General features: G+C 39.9%; 14 protein-coding genes. 9 read left to right on the top strand and 5 right to left on the bottom strand.

What is annotated here, in order from left to right:
• Positions 1-27: 27 nt before the first annotated feature.
• Positions 28-504: a hypothetical protein gene (locus tag ABIB30_RS24235; RefSeq protein WP_354305615.1), complete on the top strand. Its 477-nt coding sequence runs from the start codon at positions 28-30 to the stop codon at positions 502-504.
• Positions 505-637: 133 nt separating this feature from the next.
• Here the strand turns inward: ABIB30_RS24235 and trxA are convergent, their stop codons facing one another.
• The 3 genes from trxA to ABIB30_RS24250 form a co-directional block, all read right to left on the bottom strand.
• Positions 638-955: a thioredoxin gene (gene trxA, locus ABIB30_RS24240; protein ID WP_068403141.1), complete on the bottom strand. Its 318-nt coding sequence runs from the start codon at positions 953-955 to the stop codon at positions 638-640.
• Positions 956-1,027: 72 nt separating this feature from the next.
• Positions 1,028-5,461, bottom strand: a complete 4,434-nt coding sequence (gene dnaE / locus ABIB30_RS24245) for a DNA polymerase III subunit alpha (protein WP_354305616.1) — start codon at positions 5,459-5,461, stop codon at positions 1,028-1,030.
• 116 nt (positions 5,462-5,577) lie between these two features.
• A complete protein-coding gene (locus ABIB30_RS24250; protein WP_354305617.1) occupies positions 5,578-6,066 on the bottom strand; it encodes a lipocalin family protein in 489 nt (162 codons plus the stop codon).
• Positions 6,067-6,314: 248 nt separating this feature from the next.
• On the opposite strand from ABIB30_RS24250, the gene mdh reads away from it, so the two are divergent.
• The 6 genes from mdh to ABIB30_RS24280 all read left to right on the top strand — a co-directional run bounded on the left by mdh (position 6,315) and on the right by ABIB30_RS24280 (position 11,407).
• On the top strand, positions 6,315-7,253 hold the full coding sequence (mdh, locus tag ABIB30_RS24255; RefSeq protein WP_354305618.1) for a malate dehydrogenase: 939 nt from the start codon (positions 6,315-6,317) through the stop codon (positions 7,251-7,253).
• Positions 7,253-7,690, top strand: coding sequence for a retropepsin-like aspartic protease (locus ABIB30_RS24260; protein WP_354305619.1), 438 nt, complete (start codon positions 7,253-7,255; stop codon positions 7,688-7,690). Before mdh ends, ABIB30_RS24260 begins: the two co-directional genes overlap by 1 nt.
• Positions 7,691-7,735: 45 nt before the next feature.
• Complete coding sequence (locus ABIB30_RS24265) at positions 7,736-8,419, top strand: response regulator transcription factor (protein WP_354305621.1); 684 nt, start codon at positions 7,736-7,738, stop codon at positions 8,417-8,419.
• Complete coding sequence (locus ABIB30_RS24270; RefSeq protein ID WP_354305622.1) at positions 8,419-9,783, top strand: HAMP domain-containing sensor histidine kinase; 1,365 nt, start codon at positions 8,419-8,421, stop codon at positions 9,781-9,783. The genes ABIB30_RS24265 and ABIB30_RS24270 overlap by 1 nt, the downstream gene beginning before the upstream one ends.
• Positions 9,784-9,958: 175 nt before the next feature.
• Positions 9,959-10,450: a hypothetical protein gene (locus ABIB30_RS24275; protein WP_354305624.1), complete on the top strand. Its 492-nt coding sequence runs from the start codon at positions 9,959-9,961 to the stop codon at positions 10,448-10,450.
• 24 nt (positions 10,451-10,474) lie between these two features.
• A complete protein-coding gene (locus tag ABIB30_RS24280; RefSeq protein WP_354305626.1) occupies positions 10,475-11,407 on the top strand; it encodes a bestrophin family protein in 933 nt (310 codons plus the stop codon).
• A 106-nt stretch (positions 11,408-11,513) separates the two neighbouring features.
• Here ABIB30_RS24280 and gyrB read toward each other — a convergent pair whose 3' ends face one another.
• Positions 11,514-13,472: a DNA topoisomerase (ATP-hydrolyzing) subunit B gene (gene gyrB / locus ABIB30_RS24285; protein ID WP_354305627.1), complete on the bottom strand. Its 1,959-nt coding sequence runs from the start codon at positions 13,470-13,472 to the stop codon at positions 11,514-11,516.
• A gap of 228 nt (positions 13,473-13,700) precedes the next feature.
• On the opposite strand from gyrB, the gene ABIB30_RS24290 reads away from it, so the two are divergent.
• Entirely contained in the window at positions 13,701-14,312 is a 612-nt protein-coding gene (locus tag ABIB30_RS24290) for an OmpH/Skp family outer membrane protein (protein ID WP_183865803.1), read from the top strand.
• Between the two features lie 64 nt (positions 14,313-14,376).
• A complete protein-coding gene (locus ABIB30_RS24295; protein WP_354305628.1) occupies positions 14,377-14,871 on the top strand; it encodes a nucleoside deaminase in 495 nt (164 codons plus the stop codon).
• Between the two features lie 17 nt (positions 14,872-14,888).
• Here ABIB30_RS24295 and ABIB30_RS24300 read toward each other — a convergent pair whose 3' ends face one another.
• Positions 14,889-15,302, bottom strand: a complete 414-nt coding sequence (locus ABIB30_RS24300) for an RNA-binding S4 domain-containing protein (RefSeq protein WP_354305630.1) — start codon at positions 15,300-15,302, stop codon at positions 14,889-14,891.
• Positions 15,303-15,324 lie beyond the last annotated feature (22 nt).

Genomic DNA, 15,324 nt, shown 5'->3' on the forward strand with positions numbered 1-15,324 from the left:
CAAAAGAAGTTTAACTTGCTAGTCACAATGAATATCGCCCCAAATCCGATTAAAACTGAGCCATCTCTTCACCGCTTATGGTTAAGAGGCATTGTAATCTTCTATTCCTTGTTATTTCTCTGCGGATTAATTTCATCAGGCTATTTTTTGGGAGGTATTGTGGACTTAAAGCCTATTCCGATGCTTGGTTTATTAAAGTATATTTTATTATGTATCCTTTTCCTGGTGCTTTTGATTAATGCATTAAGGGCTATCACATTGAATTCAGCACACCTGAGCCGGCTAGCAAGTAGTACTGGGAACTTTAAATGGCTATTTACCCTGGCTGTTGTACTTTGCATTGCAGCAAAGGCGGGTTTATTTGATTTGAGCAGAGCACATCCTGTTGAAATTTCTTATATCCAGATTGGCATATTGTCTGTGATTGCTGTCTTCTGCTATTGGAGTGATCATTTGCTGAAAGGAGAAGAAACTATAATAGAAGAGAATGAAAATATAATTTAAGCGCCGACATTAAAAAGAATATTATACAGCACACACTATTGACTTGCTCAATAGTGTTCCCATAAAATCGACCGCAAAAGCAAAAGCCGTTTCTAAATAAATAGAAACGGCTTTTTGATATATATCGGGTTGACTACAATTGCTTATCCAATTTACCAGCTAATACTGATTTTGGAACTGCACCAACTTGTTTATCAACTACTTCACCATTTTTGAAGAATAACAACGCAGGGATATTACGGATACCGAACTGAGTAGAAATCTGTGGGTTATTATCCACGTTTACCTTACCCACTACTGCTTTTCCTTCGTATTCTTTTGAGATTTCATCTACTACTGGACCTACCATGCGACATGGACCACACCATTCTGCCCAAAAGTCTACTAAAACGGGTTTATCTGATTTCAACACAACTTCCTCGAAGTTAGCGTCTGTGATTTCTATAGCCATATTTCTTATTTTTATTTATACAAAGATATAATCAATTGTAATGCCACCATATTTTCTAATGCCAAAATGACATTAGTTCAACTTATAACTCACCACATTTAGCTCTTTCAGCTGTTCCAAAAATGCGTTATCAGGATTGATCTTCAATGACTTAGAAGGAAGATCAAGCGAAACATTTTGTTCCCGGTCGTACACAACAAAATTCAATTGACAGTTTTGTTGTTCTGTATTTTCTTTATTTTCTTCAATGATCGCGAGAATCTGAGTAATAATCTGATCATTAATTCCCTGAATTGGAATCTGTATAGTGATACATTTGGCCAGTTTATCTCTTAAATCTGATAAAAGGGCTATAGAAGTGATTTTAAACTCCCAGTCGCCTTCTTTACGGAAGCGTTCGCCCACACGGCCCCGGATTTGCAGGAAATAACCATCGGTCATAAATTGCTTGAATTTCACGAAGTCTTCTCCAAATAAAGCGAGTTCACAACTGTCGTTATAATCTTCAAAAACAATAGTCCCAAAAGGTTTCCCGGTTTTAGTCATCCTTTGTGCGGAGATTACAACCAGTCCGCCGACTACCAGTTCCCTGTTTTTTATCTGTTCAAACTCTGCCAATACGTCTTCATTTGTATCTCCCATCCGTATTTTATTGACTACGGCCAGGTGACGGACGTTGTGCTGACAGAATTCTTTCAGCTCTAATTTATAATTATCGAGTGGGTGTCCGCTCAGGAAAATCCCGATGGCATCTTTCTCGTATTTCAGTCTGTCGATTAAAGTCCATTCTGCAGAAACTGGTAAAGTAGGTTCATTGATCATATCGGCAACCGTACCGCCAAAAAGCGAAGATTGTGCGGATGATTCACTGTTCTGGAAATCATTGGAATACTTGATCAGCTTTTCGATACCGTTGAGCTTATCATTGATCCCTACAAAAAAGAATTGTGCCCGGTGGAAACCAAAGCTATCAAAGGCTCCGCTGTAAACGAAACTCTCATAAGCTTTCTTATTTACTGTACGGGTATTGGAGCGTCTGGCAAAGTCATAAATACTATTGTAAAATCCGCCATTAGTCCGTTCTTCGATGATACTTTCTACGGCTTTCTCCCCTACTCCTTTAATTCCGGAAAGTCCAAAACGTACTTCTCCCTGAGGGTTTACAGAGAACTTTAAAATGGATTCATTTACATCCGGGCCAAGTACTCTTACGCCCATTTGTTTACATTCTTCCATAAAAAAGGCCACCTGCTTAATATCACTCATATTATTCGTCAGTACCGCAGCCATATATTCTGCCGGGTAATGTGCTTTCAGGTAAGCGGTCTGGTAAGCAATCCAGGCGTAACAGGTGGAGTGAGATTTGTTGAAGGCGTAAGAAGCGAATGCTTCCCAGTCTTTCCATATTTTTTCCAGTGTAGCTGGTGCATGTCCTTTTTCTGCTGCCTGAGCAACAAATTTAGGTTTCATCTTATCCAGTACCTCTTTCTGTTTTTTACCCATCGCCTTACGCAGTACGTCGGCTTCACCTTTAGTAAAACCAGCAAGTTTCTGTGACAAAAGCATCACCTGTTCCTGGTATACTGTAATTCCATAGGTTTCTTTCAGGTATTCTTCGCAGGCGTCCAAATCGTACTTGATTTCTTCCTCTCCGTTTTTCCTGCGGACAAAACTTGGGATATACTCCAGTGGCCCTGGACGGTACAGTGCATTCATGGCAATTAAATCTCCGAATACGGTAGGCTTTAATTCTTTCATGTACTTCTGCATCCCGGTAGACTCGTATTGGAAGATACCAATGGTTTCTCCACGCTGGAACAACTCATAGGTTCTAACGTCATCGATAGGGAATTCGTCGGGGTCAAGCTGAATACCGGTTCTTAAGCGAACCAGTTTAACGGTATCTTTAATCAGAGTCAGTGTTTTCAGCCCCAAAAAGTCCATTTTCAACAGTCCGGCGCTTTCTACTACAGAGTTATCAAACTGCGTTACGTACAGATCGGAATCTTTAGCCATGGCCACGGGCACATAGTTGGTGATATCGTCTGGTGTAATAATTACTCCGCAGGCATGGATACCTGTATTTCTTAACGAACCTTCCAGTATTCTGGCTTGTTGTATAGTTTCAGCACTTAAGCTTTTGGAGTCAGCAATATCTTTCAGCTCTACAACTTTCTCATATTCATCTGCACGCAAAGCTCCTCTAAGTGATTTCTCATCGAGGTTAAAGATTTTGGCGAGCTTCAGGTTAGGGATAAGCTTGGCTATTTTATCGGCTTCAAAAAGTGGCAGGTCTAATACGCGGGCTGTATCTTTAATAGATGATTTAGCCGCCATGGTACCATAGGTGATGATTTGTGCCACCTGGTTTGCTCCATATTTTTTGATTACGTAATCCATGACGCGGCCCCTGCCCTCGTCATCAAAGTCGATATCAATATCGGGCATGGATACCCGGTCAGGATTCAGGAAACGCTCAAAAAGGAGGTCATACTTGATAGGGTCGATATTGGTGATCCACAAGCAATAAGCCACTACGGATCCTGCAGCAGAACCACGGCCCGGGCCTACAGATACATCCAGATTCCTGGCCTCTCTGATAAAATCCTGCACAATCAGGAAGTAACCGGGATAACCTGTTTTCTCAATCGTCTGCAGCTCAAAGTCCAGACGTTCTATAATTTCGGGAGTGAGTTCTCCGTATCTTTTTTCTGCCCCTACAAAGGTAAGGTGGCGTAAATATTTGTTTTCTCCTCTTTTCCCGGCGTCATCTTCATCTTCCTGCACTAAAAATTGTTCAGGAATATCAAATTTAGGTAAGAGTACTTCTCTGGCAAGCTTGTAGATCGATATTTTGTCTACTATTTCCTGAATATTTAAAATTGCTTCCGGAAGATCCGCAAACAGTTTTTTCATCTCTTCCGAAGATTTGAAATAATATTCCTGGTTAGGTAAGCCGTAACGGTATCCGCGTCCCCTGCCTATTGGTGTTGCCTGCTTTTCTGCATCTTTTACACACAATAAAATATCATGTGCGTTGGCATCTTTTTTATTAATGTAATAGGTATTGTTTGTCGCAATCAGCTTAATATCATGTTTTTGAGCCAAGGAGATCAGCGTTTTATTCACTACGGTTTCATCATCCTGGTTGTGGCGCATAATCTCCATATAGAAGTCTGCACCGAATAATGATTTCCACCAGATTAATGCTTCTTCAGCCTGGTTTTCACCCATATTCAGAATCTTACTGGCTATTTCACCGTACAGGTTTCCAGAAAGCACAATGATGTCTTCTTTGTATTGTTCGATGACATTCCTGTCAATCCTCGGGATATAGTAAAATCCTTTGGTATAGGCGATGGAAGACATTTTAGCCAGATTATGGTAACCTGTTTTATTTTTAGCGAGCAGCACCATTTGATATCCGTTGTCTTTACGGGATTTATCAAGGTGATTTTCACAGACAAAGAATTCGCAGCCTACAATTGGTGTAATGGGTACTTCTGCGGGCTCTTCTCCTTTTTCTATGGCAGCATTATTTCTGGCTTCCACGCCTTTATTATGGTTTAGTACCTGGTTCACAAAGTGAAAGGCACCCATCATATTGGCGTGATCGGTCATGGCCACGGCAGGCATTTTATCTGCTGCTGCTGCTGCGATCAGACCTGGAATATTTATGGTAGACTGCAAGACCGAAAACTGCGTATGGTTGTGCAGGTGAACAAATGTTGCGTCTTTAAGTTCTTGCTGGTTGTCTTTTAAGTCTTGTTTTGATAAGCCAGGGCCTTCTGCTTTGGCTTGTCTTTTCCTGATTTCATCAGAGGCCGCTTTAAGGTTAATGTGCTGAATGCCTGCACTTGGTATTACTGCTGGCTGACTGGCGATAAAGGAACGGATATACTCCTGATCAGCTTGAAGCTGTTCGGGGGTAAATACCTCCATTTTAACTAATTGAAGGAAACATCGCGTAGTCGCTTCCACATCTGCTGTTGCGTTGTGTGCTTCTGCAAATGGAACGCCAAATAAGTAACTGTGTAATTCGGTTAGCGTTGGCAGTTTGAACCTGCCTCCTCTACCACCTGGAATCTTTAATAAGTTGGCGGTAACTTCTGTACAGGTATCCAGAACGGGCATTTGAGCCATAGGGCTTTCGATACCCATCCGGTAAAATTCAGAGCCCATAATATTGACGTCAAAGCCAATATTCTGTCCGACTACAAATTTAGCTTTGGACAGGGCAATGTTGAATTTCTCTAATGCCTCACGGATATCAATACCTCGTTCTGTAGCTAATTCTGTAGAGATACCGTGGATACGTTCTGCATCGTATGGAATGTTAAATCCATCGGGCCTGACCAGAAAGTCCTGATGTTCAACCAGGTTTCCTAACGCATCGTGTAACTGCCAGGCAATTTGAATACACCTTGGCCAATTGTTTGTATCGGATACGGGTGCATTATAATTGGCAGGAAGACCTGTAGTTTCGGTATCAAAAATTAAATACATAGAAGGGTAATTATGAATCCCTGTTCTCTGGTTATTATTCCTCGAACAAAGCGAGGTACAAAATTACGTTTTTTTAAGAAGCGGTTGAAATTTACCTGATAAAATTGTTGTTAGTTTCAGGAAGATTGTGCCTGACTCTTAGGGGTAGCTGGCTTATGTTCCTGTGAGACAAGCTTTGAGGTGTCATAACCTTTTTGCGCGCACCGGCCGATAATTTCACTCAGCAGTTCGTCTGCCATTTCCGGTTTGCGGGAAAGGATGGAAAGGTGTTTAAGCTTGGGATGCCCAACTACAACATAAGAATAATCTGCGGCAAGTTCAATGATCCAGTAATCGACTTTTAATGGCCATACGAACTGCGCTTTAAGTTGTGCATTGCTGGTTCCGCGAACCACGATCAGTTTGGAGCGGACATACTTGGTTACCTCATCTGGTGGTAATTTATAAGTCGTAAAAACAGCGTAATAACCGTCTGGATGTATCACATACGTCTCCGTAGTTTCATGCCAGTTTTTGTCCATAAAGGTGGGTATTGAGCATAGTGAATACCATTTACCTGCGTAAGACATTATATCAACTTTTTCAACAGGTTTATTCTCTAACATAGCGTTCCCTCATTAATACGGTAAGAATATCTGCTTAGATTCATTTGTCAAAATCAATTTACAAATCTAAACAGACGTTAAGCAAATGTAAATTCTTTCTCATAAAACCAAGAAGGTCTGATAAAGTTTTAAAAAGCATTTTAAACTTTAGCTAAGAATATGTTGAAATTTTCTGATAATGCCTTAAATTTTATAACTTGGGCAGGAAGATCTAATGAAGATTTTATTACAATTTAAAAATTGAATCCATGAAGATAACAGTTGTTGGTGCAGGAGCAGTTGGTGCTACTTGTGCAGATAATATTGCTAGAAAAGAGTTAGCTGAAGAATTAGTTTTATTAGATATCAAAGAAGGTTTTGCAGAAGGCAAAGCGATAGATATGATGCAGACTGCTGCATTATTAGGTTTTAACACAAAAATCACCGGGGTAACTAATGATTATAGCCAGACTGCAGGTTCTGCTGTTGCTGTAATTACTTCTGGTTTACCACGTAAGCCGGGAATGACCCGCGAAGAGCTGATTGGCATCAATGCGGGTATTGTTAAAGGTGTAGCTGAAAATATATTAAAGTTCTCTCCGGATGCGATCATCATCGTGATCAGCAATCCAATGGATACGATGACTTATTTATCACTTAAGTCATTGGGACTGCCTAAAAACAGAATCATTGGTATGGGCGGTACTTTAGATAGTGCAAGGTTTAAATATTACCTGAGTGTAGCATTAAACTGTAATTCAAATGATTTGCAGGGCTTTGTAATTGGCGGACATGGGGATACGACAATGATCCCGTTAACGCGTTATGCGACTTACCAGAGTTTACCGGTAACGGATGTTTTATCTGCTGAGGTGTTAGCTAAAGTTGCTGCCGACACGATGGTGGGTGGAGCAACTTTAACTGGTTTATTGGGAACTTCTGCCTGGTATGCGCCTGGTGCTGCTGGTGCTGCACTGGTAGAGAGCATTGTTCGCGATGAGAAAAAACTGTTTACTTGCTGTGTTGCCCTTGATGGGGAATATGGACAGACCGATATTTGTTTGGGTGTACCTGTAATTGTTGGTCGTAATGGCTGGGAGAAAATTATAGATTACAACTTGAATGAGGAAGAAAAGGCAGCCTTCAATAAGAGTGCTGATGCGGTAAGAGCAATGAATAATGTGCTTAAAGAAATGAAGCTTATTTAATGCGTACTGTTACAGTCCCTCTTACTTTAATAAACTTAAATGATGACGGTTTCCACCTCCTGGTGGAAATCGTTGTTTTTGGTAAAAAACATTGGGCGGTGGTAGACACCGGGGCCTCCAGATCTGTATTTAATAAGACCTTTATTGAGCAGTATAGTGATGCTGTGGTTGGTCAGGAGCAGGAAGAAACCAATGCTACTACACTGTTCACGACTTCGAGCACGATACAAGCAGTTATTCCAAAATTAAAAATCGGTAAACTGATTATTAAATCTTATCATGCGGTAGCATTGGATCTGGAAACTGTTAATGATGCTTATGTTTTGATGGGACATCCCCGGATTGTGGCTATTCTTGGCAGTGATATCTTCCTGAAATACCATGCTAAGATTAACTACAAAAAACTGAAAATTCTATTTTCTTCTAAACCAGGATAATTTCCACCACAATCTGCTTAAATTTGCCCAGATAAAATACTGCTTATGAAACTCCTTATTGTTGAAGACGAGCCTAATGTGGTGTCAGTTTTGAAAAGAGGGTTAAGCAGTGAGGGCTTTGAGCTGAGTGTAGCACCTGATGGATTTATTGCGCTGGAAATGGTTTCGGCACATTCTTTTGCGTTGATTATCCTGGATATCATGCTTCCGGGGATCAATGGCCTGGATTTGTGTAAACAGATTAAGAAGAATCATCCGCAAATACCTATTATCATGCTGACTGCATTAAGCAGTACGGAAAATATCGTTACAGGGCTTGATAACGGGGCTGATGATTATTTAGTAAAACCTTTCAAAATTGCCGAACTGAGTGCGAGGATCCGAATGCTTTTAAGACGGCATGCCGGGCTTCAGCAAGCGGATGAAATCATTACGGTTGGTGATTTACAGATCAATATTTCTGGTAAAACGGTGACCAGGGCTGATCAGGAAATCACGCTGACGGCAACGGAGTACCGTTTGCTTCAGTTTTTTGCCAGGAATAAAAACAAGACCTTATCCAGAATAGATATTTTGGAGAATGTCTGGGATATTGATTTTAATATGGGTACGAATGTGGTTGATGTTTATGTCAATTACCTGAGAAAGAAAATAGACAAGGGCTTTAGCACTACGCTGCTGCATACTGTTGTGGGTTTAGGCTATTTGTTAAAAGAAAAATCATTGTAATGAATTTAAATACGCGTATCACCTTCTTATTTGCCATTTTATCTGCAATTATCATCTCTTTATTGAGTGGGTTTGTATGGTATTTTGCAAATGAGTTTGCTTTTGAGGATTTCTACAAAAGATTAGAGGCGCGGGTAAATATAGCGAGTCAGATCAAGGCTTCGGCGGGAACAAATACTTTTGAGTACAGAGAAGTACGCCAAAAGTACCTGGAACGCCTTCCTCAGGAAGAGGAACAGGTCTTTGTTGCAGATAAGGCTGGTAAAATGGCTTTTGAGAAAAAGGTACGTCTTCCTGCAAGTTTCTATAAAAATATTGAATCGGGTTTAATGGCCCGTTATCGGAATGCAAACGTGTTTTATGCGGGTAAGTACTTCAAAAATGGACTGAATGGCTATATCGTCATCATTTCTGCAAAAGATCCTTATGGCTATAGAGAACTTAAGGATTTACAGAAAATCCTGTTTGCGGGGTTCTTTCTTTCTGTTGCCTTATCGTACTTTGTAGGAAGAAGGTTCTCTGATTTCACTTTTAAACCAATCAGAGAGTTAATTAAAAAGGCACAGGGGATTAGTGCGGAGAATTTACACCAGCGCTTGCCTCCTATTAAGGGAAATGACGAAATCGCCGAGATTTCACAGACTTTTAATGATATGCTGGACAGGTTGGAAACTGCTTTCGAGACACAGAATAATTTTATCAGCAATGCTTCTCATGAGTTAAGAACACCTTTAACGATCATTAGCGGGGAAGCTGAATTGACAATTGCCAGGGACGGTCACCGGGACCCTGAGCTTCAGAAATCTTTAGCAACTATACAGGCTGAATCCGAAAGGCTGGAAAATATACTGACCAGTTTGTTAAGTTTAGCTCAGTCTGGTTTTGATGGGGAGAAACAACGTTGGGAAGAAATAAGGCTGGATGAACTGATCTGGGATGTCAAGGCTTCTATTGACCTGGTCAATCCGGAAAATAAAATACAGGTAGACTTTTCAAAGCTTCCGGAAAACCCGGAGAGTATTAATTTAAATGGGAACCTGAACCTGATTAAACTGGCAGTCACTAATATCGTAAACAATGCGTGTAAGTATTCTGATAACAGAGTGGTTGAAGTCGGTTTATCGGTTACGCGTACTAATATTGTGATTAGTGTGAAGGATCAGGGCATTGGCATCCCTGAGGATGAATTACAGCATGTGTTTGAGCCTTTTTTCCGCGCTTCTAATACGACTGATTATAATGGATATGGTGTAGGCCTGCCTTTATCATTAAATATTATCCGTTTGCATAAGGGTAGTATTGCGATTAAGACTGTACAGGAATCCGGAACTGAAATGAACATTTTATTACCTCGTTCGCGTTAATCAACGTGTGCTCTTTTTAAATAAGCTCCTGTTTAACAGAATATTGTCTTTATAAAGTCATTCTGTCTCTCTAACTGCCGTTTCTTGCAATTCTAATCTCATTCTAATCTCACTCTTATCTGGCTGTAATGTATGGGCTGTACTATTGTATCAATAACTAATCAAAAGATACAATATGAAAACAGTCTTAATTCCTACAGATTTCAATGAAAATTCAGTTTATCTATCAGAGAACATATTGAAAAATTTCAAAGATGAGCCAATCAGGATTTTATTCTTTCATGCTTATAAACTGACAGATTCTATCTCTGATTTATTAATGCTTTCCAGAAGAAGTACTGAGTACGGACAAATTCCGGAATCTTTCCACAGGGCGTGTTATGATTTCAAAAAAACACATCAGGCTCAAATAGACACTATCGGTGTAGAGTATTTTTATGGCAGTACTATGGCCGCCTTCAGAAATTTTGCTGAAGCACATGAGGTGGATTTCATCTGCTGTCCTGAAACTTATAGCTTCCGTCAGATATCAAAGTATAGTATCAATCCTGATGTATTTTTAAATAAATCTGGTATCCCGATACTTAAGGCTATTCAGGAAGATGAAGCACCTGTTAAATTAAAGAAAGCAATTGCGCTGGAGCATGAAGTTGCTCAGCTTGTCTAGTTATGACCATTTAAAACACACTATATGTTATTAAAGAAAAATGTCCCGCTAACCTACATCTTCGGGAAAATATATAAAGATCTGATTTTAGTAACCTTGTATGCCGTTGGTATCGTAGTACTTTATGAAAACTTTCATTTTACCAGGATCTCTATACCTATTGCCGTACCTGCGCTGTTGGGTACAGTAATCTCACTTTTACTGGCGTTCCGGTCTAATCAGGCTTATGATCGCTGGTGGGAAGCACGGATTCTCTGGGGTGGAATTGTCAATGATTCAAGATCATTAACAAGACAGGTGCTGTACTTTATTGATGATCCTTATTATTCTGCAGAAATACAGTTGTTTAAGGAGCGCTTTGTGAAAAGACAAATTGCCTGGGCTTATGGTTTAAGTCAATCGCTTAGAAATACAAATCCGATACTTGGACTGGACAAGTTTATGAAACCTGATGAGCTGGACTTTGTGAGCAGATATAAAAATATACCGATGTCTATTTTAGAACTGCATGCCCGGGATATTAAAATCGCTGTTAAAGAAGGCTGGATCAATACTTATCAGCAGATAGAGATTGACAGGACTTTATCAAATTTATGTGACCGTATGGGTGGTTCTGAACGGATAAAAAACACGGTATTCCCGGTGACCTATAGTAAGTATATCAATATGACGATCTACTTATTTATTATCATGCTGCCTTTTGGGTTGATTGAGTTCTTTGGATACATTGAGGTGCCGGTAGTGATCGCAATTGCAGCAGCTTTCTTATTAATTGAGAAAATGGCTATTCATTTGCAGGATCCTTTTGAGAACAAGCCTACGGATACACCTACAACTACTATTTCAAGAACTATTGAAAGAGATTTATCTCAGATGCTGAATGATGCACATTACCATGAAGATAAAATGAAAGCGATGGAGCCTGTTCATAATTCAAAAACCTATTATATCTTGTAGCATAGCTATGATAAGCTGATAATAGCGTCTTATTTCCATAAAAAAGGGGGGGCATTGCAATGCCCCCCCTTTTTTATTTTATGTTTTTTATGTCCAGACTGAATGCTTAAGCGTCAATCTTCGCGTATTTAGCGTTTCTTTCGATGAATTCTCTTCGTGGCGCAACTTCATCTCCCATTAACATAGAGAAAGTATGGTCACACTCTGCAGCGTTTTCAATTGTAGCCTGCATTAAGGTACGGTTCGCTGGGTTTAACGTAGTATCCCAAAGTTGTTCTGCATTCATCTCACCCAAACCTTTGTAACGCTGAATGTGAACGCTTTCTTCTTTACCTTGTCCTTTTAAGCGTTGTACTGCTGCATCACGTTGCTGATCATTCCAGCAATATTCCTGATCTTTTCCTTTTTTAACAAGGTAAAGTGGTGGCGCTGCAATGTAAACATAACCGGCTTCGATTAATGCTTTCATATATCTGAAGAAGAAAGTCAGGATCAGTGTCGTAATGTGTGATCCGTCAATATCCGCATCCGTCATGATCACGATTTTATGGTAACGAAGTTTGGTAATGTTCAAAGCTTTGTCATCTTCAGGAGTACCTATACTTACACCCAGTGCAGTAAACATATTCTTGATCTCGTCGTTTTCATAGATTTTATGCTCCATTGCTTTTTCCACGTTCAGGATTTTACCTTTCAATGGAAGAATAGCCTGGAAGTTACGGTCACGGCCCTGTTTTGCAGTTCCACCCGCCGAATCTCCCTCGACAAGGTATAATTCACATTTTTCAGGATCACTGTCTGAGCAATCGGCTAGTTTACCTGGTAAGCCAGATCCGCCCATTACGCTCTTACGCTGAACCATCTCACGTGCTTTACGCGCTGCTGCACGTGCTGTAGCTGCAAGAATAACCTTGTTGACGATCATTTTAGCTTCTCTTGGATATTCTTCCAGGTAGATACCTAATGCTTCACCAACTGCAATATCTACAGCTCCCATAACCTCAGTGTTACCTAATTTGGTTTTGGTCTGCCCCTCAAATTGCGGCTCTTGTACTTTTACTGAAATTACAGCAGTCAGACCTTCACGAAAGTCATCACCGGTAATCTCAAATTTAACGTTTTTAAGTAAACCTGACTTGTCAGCGTATGCTTTCAAAGTACGGGTTAAACCTCTTCTGAAACCGGCAATGTGTGTACCACCTTCATGCGTATTGATATTATTTACATAAGAGTGTACATTTTCAGCATAGCTGTCATTGTACTGCAAAGCAAGCTCTACCGGAATACCATTTTTGATTCCCTCTACATAAATAGGCTCAGCAATCAGGGAAGGACGACCTCCGTCTAAAAACTGAACAAATTCCTTTAAACCACCTTCAGAAAGGAAAAGTTCAGTCAGGAAATTACCCTGCTCATCCACTTCACGCTCATCTGTTAAAGTTAAGCTGATCCCCTTATTTAAGAAAGATAACTCTCTTAAACGTGAAGCCAGTGTATCATAACGATATTCTGTTGTCTGGGTAAAGATCTTGTCATCTGGTGTAAAAGTGATTACAGTACCTCTTTTTTCAGTTTCACCAACAGTTTTTACATCGTACTGTGGTTTACCTTCACGGTATTCCTGTACCCAGATTTTTCCTTCGCGGTGTACTTCTGCTTTCAAGTGTATAGATAGTGCGTTTACGCAACTTACCCCTACACCGTGCAATCCACCGGAAACTTTATAAGTGTCTTTATCGAACTTACCACCGGCATGCAGTACAGTCATTACAACTTCAAGCGCCGATTTTTGTTCTTTTTGCATGATCCCTGTTGGAATACCACGACCGTTATCCTCAACTCTGATAGAATTATCTTTAAGAATATTTACCGTAATCGTATTGGCATGTCCAGCCAGAGCCTCATCAATAGAGTTATCTACTACTTCATAAACCAAATGGTGCAATCCTTTAACACCCGTATCACCTATATACATTGAAGGGCGCTTACGCACCGCTTCTAAACCTTCTAATACCTGTATATTATCTGCCGAATAATTTGACTTTGAATCTTTTTCTTCGCTCATAAATGTTAATAAAAAATAAGATTCAAAAATAACCAATTATGGCCAATTAAAGGCAAATGTGGATAACTATTTGATCAAAAAACTGCATTAATGACCCAAAAAAAACAAGTTATTTAGGATACTAAATTGGAAATTTTATATTTGCTAAAATTTACTCCGTCAGTTTAATCCATAAATGGATACTGAAACTGGAAAAGAATTAAAAACAACATTATAATAAACGCATAAATGAACAGAACATCCTTCAAACTAAGCACACTGGCTACCGCTGTAGCATTAGTTTCAGTATTGGCTTCTTGCCAGAGTAAAGACAACAAAGCTGCGACTGATACTGCGGTTAAAACTGACGTTGCTGCAACAGCAGTTAAAGCTAACGAGCCTATCGTTTATGTAAATTCGGATTCTTTATTAACTAAGTATCAGTACTTCAAAGATCTTAAGACTAAATTAGATGCCAAGTCTAAAGCTGCTCAGACTGATCTTGCTGCAAAACAACAGGCTTTTCAACGTGAAGTTGCGCAATATCAGCAAACTCAAAATACTTTACCTGCCGATCAGAGAGCTACAACTGAGCAAAGATTAGCACGTAAACAACAAGAATTACAAGCTTATCAGCAAAATGCTGGCGCTGCTTTACAAAATGAGCAAGGTGCTGAGCAAGAAAAATTATACAATAAAATTGCTGATTACCTGAAAATCTATGCTAAAGGTAAAGGTTATAAAATGGTGTTGACTTACCAGAAAGGTAACAGTGCTATTTTATTCGCTGATGCTTCTTTAGATGTGACAAGTGAAGTAATCACTGGTCTTAACGAAGGTTACAAGGCTGATAAAAAATAATTGACGCTAAGCGTTAAAAAAGATGCTCCTTAATTGGGGCATTTTTTTTGCATATAATTTTAAGATGGAAAAAGAAACAAAAGAAGAGCGTGCCCATAACAAGTTTATGCGCCTGGCTATTGCAGTCTCAGAACGGAATGTAGCAGAAAGCCTGGGCGGCCCCTTTGGTGCTGTAGTAGTTAAAGATGGAAAAATTGTAGCTAAAAGTGGAAATAAGGTGACGACAACGAATGATCCTACTGCACATGCTGAAGTGTCTGCGATCAGAATTGCCTGCAAAAAATTAAAAACTTTTGACTTGAGTGGTTGTTTGATCTATACCAGTTGTGAGCCTTGCCCGATGTGCCTGAGCGCGATCTACTGGTCAAGGATCAAGATCATCTATTATGCAAATACAAAGGCTGATGCTGCTCATATTGGTTTTGATGACCAGTTCATTTACGAAGAACTGGACAAGCCCATGGAGAAGCGGACCATCCCTGTGAACCAGCTGTTGCGGGATGAGGCTCAGCAGGCTTTTAAACTCTGGGAGCAATCTGTTATAAAAGTTGAGTATTAGCCAGGAGAAAATCCCGGCTAATCTTTTTTGTCCTCGTCTTCTTCGAAAAGGTTACCTTTTAAATCATCAATCTCTCTTCTGTCTCTTTTGGTTGGCCTGCCTGCTCCCCTGTCCCGGATTAAAACTGGTGAGTGGAACATGCTTTTATAACCTTGCGTTTCTTCAATCGGGGTAATGTCTTTATATTTCGTCACTGCGATCTTGGATTCAACCCTGGTATAGAGTAGTTCGACTACCTCAATGATCTTTTTTTCGATTCCTTTAGAGACCTGGTAAACGTCACCGGGTTTCACAACTACAGAAGCTTTCACATTCTGACCGTTAAATTTAACGCGGCCAGCTTTACACGCCTCAGTTGCTAAAGTTCTTGTTTTAAACAATCTTATTGCCCACAAGTATTTATCTATCCTTAATTTTTCCTGCTCTGCCATAAAAAATCAAAAATACATAAGT

Source organism: Pedobacter sp. UYP1 (assembly GCF_040547305.1).
Lineage (GTDB): Bacteria > Bacteroidota > Bacteroidia > Sphingobacteriales > Sphingobacteriaceae > Pedobacter.

Coding starts and splice junctions, on each gene's coding strand:
- trxA (WP_068403141.1), bottom strand. CDS start 955: ATGGCTATAGAAATCACAGACGCTAACTTCGAGGAAGTTGTGTTGAAA.
- ABIB30_RS24270 (WP_354305622.1), top strand. CDS start 8,419: ATGAATTTAAATACGCGTATCACCTTCTTATTTGCCATTTTATCTGCA.
- ABIB30_RS24265 (WP_354305621.1), top strand. CDS start 7,736: ATGAAACTCCTTATTGTTGAAGACGAGCCTAATGTGGTGTCAGTTTTG.
- dnaE (WP_354305616.1), bottom strand. CDS start 5,461: ATGTATTTAATTTTTGATACCGAAACTACAGGTCTTCCTGCCAATTAT.
- ABIB30_RS24250 (WP_354305617.1), bottom strand. CDS start 6,066: ATGTTAGAGAATAAACCTGTTGAAAAAGTTGATATAATGTCTTACGCA.
- ABIB30_RS24275 (WP_354305624.1), top strand. CDS start 9,959: ATGAAAACAGTCTTAATTCCTACAGATTTCAATGAAAATTCAGTTTAT.
- ABIB30_RS24260 (WP_354305619.1), top strand. CDS start 7,253: ATGCGTACTGTTACAGTCCCTCTTACTTTAATAAACTTAAATGATGAC.
- ABIB30_RS24235 (WP_354305615.1), top strand. CDS start 28: ATGAATATCGCCCCAAATCCGATTAAAACTGAGCCATCTCTTCACCGC.
- mdh (WP_354305618.1), top strand. CDS start 6,315: ATGAAGATAACAGTTGTTGGTGCAGGAGCAGTTGGTGCTACTTGTGCA.
- ABIB30_RS24300 (WP_354305630.1), bottom strand. CDS start 15,302: ATGGCAGAGCAGGAAAAATTAAGGATAGATAAATACTTGTGGGCAATA.
- ABIB30_RS24280 (WP_354305626.1), top strand. CDS start 10,475: ATGTTATTAAAGAAAAATGTCCCGCTAACCTACATCTTCGGGAAAATA.
- ABIB30_RS24295 (WP_354305628.1), top strand. CDS start 14,377: ATGGAAAAAGAAACAAAAGAAGAGCGTGCCCATAACAAGTTTATGCGC.
- gyrB (WP_354305627.1), bottom strand. CDS start 13,472: ATGAGCGAAGAAAAAGATTCAAAGTCAAATTATTCGGCAGATAATATA.
- ABIB30_RS24290 (WP_183865803.1), top strand. CDS start 13,701: ATGAACAGAACATCCTTCAAACTAAGCACACTGGCTACCGCTGTAGCA.